This window comes from Streptomyces sp. NPDC004788, assembly GCF_053601115.1.
In genome coordinates, this window is the sequence record NZ_JBSGBF010000189.1 from 1 (window position 1) to 4553 (window position 4553).

The window sequence follows — 4553 nt, forward strand, 5'->3', positions numbered from 1 at the left end:
GTCGTCCCTGACCGGGGACGACGGGCGGGCGATCCGTTCGAGATCCGGGAGCCTGCCCGCGCCCGGTCCCGCTGTGTGGCTCCTCAGACCGTGGCGCCGAGCCACAGGTCGGGGCCGAAGACCTCGTAGTGCACGTCCGCCGGGGCGACCCCGCCGGCCAACAGGTCGCCGCGGACGGCGCGCATGAACGGCAGCGGGCCGCAGAGGTACGCGGTCACACCGGCCGGCAGTTCCAGCGCCGTCACATCCGCGCGGCCCGGGTGCGCGTCGGCGTCGCCCGGCTCCTCGTACCAGAGGTGCAGCGTGCCCTGCGGCAGCGCGTCGACGAGCCGGCGCAGCTCCTCCCGGTGGGCGTGGGCGGCGGGGGAGCGGTCGGCGTGGACGACGGTCACCGGACGGGTCGAGCCGGTCCGGCCGAGGTGGTCGAGCATCGCGAGCATGGGAGTGGCGCCGATGCCGGCCGAGGCGAGCAGCAGCGGCCCGTCGCCCTCGGGCAGGACGAGGTCGCCGAACGGCACGGACACGCCGACCCGGTCGCCGACGCGGCCGTGGGCGTGCAGCCAGGACGACACCTCACCGGCCGGGTCGCCGTCGACGCGCTTGACGGTGATCCGCCACTCGGGGCGGCCGGGCGCGGTGGAGAGGCTGTACTGGCGGATCTGCCGGGCGCCGTCGGGCAGTTCGACCTGGACGCCGACGTACTGCCCCGGCCGGAACGCCGGCAGCGGGAGCCCGTCCGGGTGCCGCAGCGAGAAGGAGACGGTGTCGGACGTCTCCTCGTGCCGGCCGGCGATCTCCAGCTCCTGCCACACCTCGCCCTCGGCGACGCTCCGCTCCTCGTAGAGCCGGGCCTCCAGGGCGATCAGCGCGTTCGCCATCAGCCAGTAGACCTCGTCCCACGCCTGCGCCACCTCGGGCGTCACGGCCTCGCCGAGCACGGACACGATCGCGGCGAAGAGGTGCTCGTGGACCACCTTGTACTGCTCGGAGGTGACGCCGAGCGAGGCGTGCTTGTGGGCGATCCGCGACAGCATCACGTCGGGCCGGGTGTCAGGGCTGTCCAGGAGAGCACCCGCGAAGGCGGCTATGGAGCCGGCCAGGGCCTTGCGCTGGTCACCGTTGGCCTGGTTCCCGCGGTTGAAGAGGTCCCGCAGCAGTTCGGGGTGGGCGGCGAACAGCCCCGCATAGAACCGCTCGGTGATCTCGTCGAGTGCCCCGCCGACGGCGGGAAGGGTGGCACGGACGACCGGGGTGGCCTGCTCGGAGAGCATGACGGCTCCAATACTGGTAGATGATCTTCGCATTTAATGTGGTGAGGAACCCGCGCCGGAGCGCGGGGGTGGAGCGGAGGGGATCCGGGTGGTCAGTCGTCGCGGGGGCCGGCGGACAGGGTGAGGAGTACCGGTCCGGTGGGAGATCCGACCAGGTCCGCGACGGTCAGCGGATCCAGCGTGCGGTAGAACGCGTCCTGTGCCTCGCGCAGCGCGCCGCGCAGCCGGCAGGCCGTCCGCAGCGGGCACGGCGGATCGCCCTCGCAGGCGACGACCTCCTCCTCGCCCTCCAGGGTCCGCGCCAGCCAGCCCACCGAGGAACGCCGGCCGAGCTCGGTGAGCGTGAGTCCACCGCCCCGGCCTCGCCGCGCCTCCACCACCCCGAGGTGCTGGAGCCGGGTGACGACCTTCGCCATGTGGGCGTAGGGCACGGCCATGGACTCCGCCACCTCGCGTGTGGTGGGGGAGCTGTCCTGCTCGGAGGCCGCCAGACGCATCACGGCACGCAGCGCCAGGTCGGTGAACTTCGTCAACCGCACGGCATGACGGTATCAAAGTCGTATGTGAGAGTCGTATTAGGGGGTGAGCATGTGCCGGCCCGGTCGTACGGTGGCGCGGTCATGCGGCGTGACGCTGCCGCCGCCTGCGCCGCCGCACCCACACACCGGCCGCCCGGCACGGACTTCAGGACAGGACCCTGGCCTTCGCCCTCTCGAACTCCTCGTCCGTGATGGCGCCCCGGTCCCTCAGCTCCGCGAGCCGTGCGAGCTCGTCCACGCCGCTGCCCTGACCCCCGCCGCCACCGCCCGGCGCGGAGCCCGCGGCCTTGCGGATGTAGTCCTGGAACGCGGCCTCGTTCTCCCTGGCCTGCTTCACGTCACGCTGCCCCATGCCCTTGCCGCGGGCGATGACGTAGACGAGCACGCCGAGGAAGGGGAGCACGATGCAGAAGATCAGCCAGCCCGCCTTCCCCCAGCCGCTCAGCTCGTCGTCACGGAAGATGTCCATGACGACCTTGAAGAGCAGGAACAGCCACATGATCCAGAGGAAGAACCAGAGCATGGTCCAGAAGACGTTGAGCAGCGGGTAGTCGTCCATGCGTGCACTCCGTTCCCGCGGAAGGCCCTGATGCGGCCTCGCGTACCAGCGAGTGTCGCCGAACCCCTCGGAGCGCGCATGTCGTGGCCGGCTAGCGGGCGCGCAGTGCCGCCAGCGCGCGGTCCGCGTGGGCGCTCATCCGCAGCTCGCTGCGGACCACTTCGAGCACCCGCCGGTCCTCGTCGATGACGAAGGTGACCCGCTTCGTCGGGGCGAGCGAGAAACCGCGCGTCACCCCGAACCGGTCGCGGATCTCGCCCGCCGGGTCGGAGAGCAGCGGGTAGCCGAGCGAGTGCCGGTCGGCGAACTCCTGCTGCCGGGCGACCTCGTCGCTGCTGATGCCGACGGGCTGCGCGCCGGCCGCGCGGAACTCGCCCGCGAGGTCGCGGAAGTGGCATGCCTCGGCCGTGCAGCCGGGGGTGAGTGCCGCGGGGTAGAAGAAGAGGACGACCGGCCCTTCGGTCAGGAGTCCGGACAGGGAGCGGGGCTGCCCGGTCTCGTCCGGAAGGGTGAAGTCCTCGACGATGTCACCGACCTTCATGCGACCGGACGTTACCCCACGGTAGCCCCGCCCGTCACCCGTCCGGCGCCCGAACCGGAGGAGCGGCCTCAGCCGTGTGCGACCCGCCGTCGCTCCTGCTGCTCGTCTCGTGTCTGCCGGGCTTGCCGCTCCTGCCGGTCCCGCCGTTCCTGTCGTTCCGCGAGTACCGCCAGGACCCGCTCACCCCAGCGCATGTTCTCCTCCTCGAAGGCCATGCCGCGCATCAGCGTCAGATACGGCCCGACGCGCTCGGCCCGTGCCAGATAGGCGGCCTCGTCGAGGCCGTCCAGCAGCCGCTCCCGCAGCCGTTCGTAACGCGCGAGCTTCGCCCGGGCCGCCTCCATGCGCTCTCGCACGTGTTCGCGTACGGCCGCCGTGTCGCCCTCGTCGCACGCCTGGACCTGCACCATGAGCTCGTCGCGGACCGCGGTCGGCTTCGGAGTGTGGGCGGTGTAGGTGATCAGGTCCTGGTGGCCGGCGTCGGTGAGGGTGAACATGCGCTTGTTGGGGCGCCGTTCCTGCTGCACCACCCGGGCCGTGATGAGACCGGCCTCGGAGAGCCGGTCCAGCTCACGGTAGAGCTGCTGCGGCGTGGCCGCCCAGAAGTTGGCCACGGACACGTCGAAGAGCTTGGCCAGGTCGTACCCGGACGCCTCTCCTTCCAGGAGAGCCGCCAGGACCGCGTGCTTGAGAGACATCCGGACAAACTAGCAGCCTGTTGAATACTTCGGTCCACACCTATTCACCCGCGAAAGACCTGGTGAGGGGCGTGAGCGGCGTGAGCGGCGGGGTCCAGGACGCATGGCGCAGGATCATCCGCACCGCCGTGCCCGACGGGGCCAGCCGCATGAGGGTGTTGCGCAGCGGAACGGCGAGCGGGTGGGTGAGCTGCTGGCCCATCCGGCCGGCCTGCCGGGCGGCCGCCGCGACGGCGGTGGCGCGCGGGCGCCGTGCGGCGTCGTAGCGGGCGAGCGCGCTGTCCACGTCACCCGTCCGGCTGAGTTCGGCGGCCAGGACGACGGCGTCCTCCAGGGCCTGGCAGGCGCCCTGGCCGAGGTTGGGAGTCATGGCGTGGGCGGCGTCGCCGAGCAGGACGGTGCGGCCGGAGACGTACGACGGCAGGGGAGTGGCCAGTTCGCCGATGTCGTGGTGGAGGACGTCTTCGGGCCGGGTGGCCGCGAGCAGCTCGGGGATCGGCTCGTGCCAGTCCTCGAAGCGCCGGCGCAGCAGGGCGAGCGGGTCCGGGTGGCGCACGCCGGCGGGCGCGTTGAGGACCGCGTGCCACTCGGCGCGCCCGTCGGTGAACGCGATGTGCCCGAACTCGGCCCCGCGCCCCCAGGTGATCTCGAAGTCGGTACGCAGGTCGAGCGGGCGCTCGGTGATGGCGCGCAGCACGGTCGAGCCGCTGTGCACCGGGCCCGGATGGTCGGGGAACAGGGCGGTGCGCGTCCGGCTGCCGATGCCGTCGGCGGCGACCACCAGATCCGCTTCCACGACCTCCATCGACCCGCCCGCGCCGCCGCCCGTCGACCCGCTCGAAGCGCCGCCCACCGGCCGGCCCGCGCCGCCGCCCGCCGACCCGCTCGAAGCGCCGCCCACCGACCGGCCCGCGCCGCCGCCCGCCGACTCGCCGCCGGTCGACC

6 protein-coding genes are annotated in these 4553 nt (G+C 72.6%); all 6 read right to left on the minus strand.

The window, feature by feature from the left end; genetic code table 11:
* Nucleotides 1-83: 83 nt before the first annotated feature.
* Nucleotides 84-1271, minus strand: coding sequence for a globin domain-containing protein (locus tag ACWEJX_RS37420; protein ID WP_451611869.1), 1188 nt, complete (start codon nt 1269-1271; stop codon nt 84-86).
* A 92-nt stretch (nt 1272-1363) separates the two neighbouring features.
* Nucleotides 1364-1810 carry an RrF2 family transcriptional regulator gene (locus ACWEJX_RS37425; protein WP_451611870.1) on the minus strand — a complete coding sequence of 149 codons (447 nt, stop codon included), beginning with the start codon at nt 1808-1810 and terminating at the stop codon, nt 1364-1366.
* 145 nt (nt 1811-1955) lie between these two features.
* Entirely contained in the window at nt 1956-2369 is a 414-nt protein-coding gene (locus ACWEJX_RS37430; protein WP_451611871.1) for an SHOCT domain-containing protein, read from the minus strand.
* A gap of 91 nt (nt 2370-2460) precedes the next feature.
* Nucleotides 2461-2910 carry a peroxiredoxin gene (locus ACWEJX_RS37435; RefSeq protein ID WP_403790879.1) on the minus strand — a complete coding sequence of 150 codons (450 nt, stop codon included), beginning with the start codon at nt 2908-2910 and terminating at the stop codon, nt 2461-2463.
* A 68-nt stretch (nt 2911-2978) separates the two neighbouring features.
* The gene (locus ACWEJX_RS37440; RefSeq protein ID WP_451611872.1) at nt 2979-3608 is read right to left on the minus strand and encodes a PadR family transcriptional regulator; all 630 of its coding nucleotides are present in this window, start codon (nt 3606-3608) and stop codon (nt 2979-2981) included.
* 40 nt (nt 3609-3648) lie between these two features.
* A partial coding sequence (locus ACWEJX_RS37445; RefSeq protein WP_451611873.1) for an FAD-dependent monooxygenase occupies nt 3649-4553 on the minus strand: 905 nt, incomplete at its 5' end.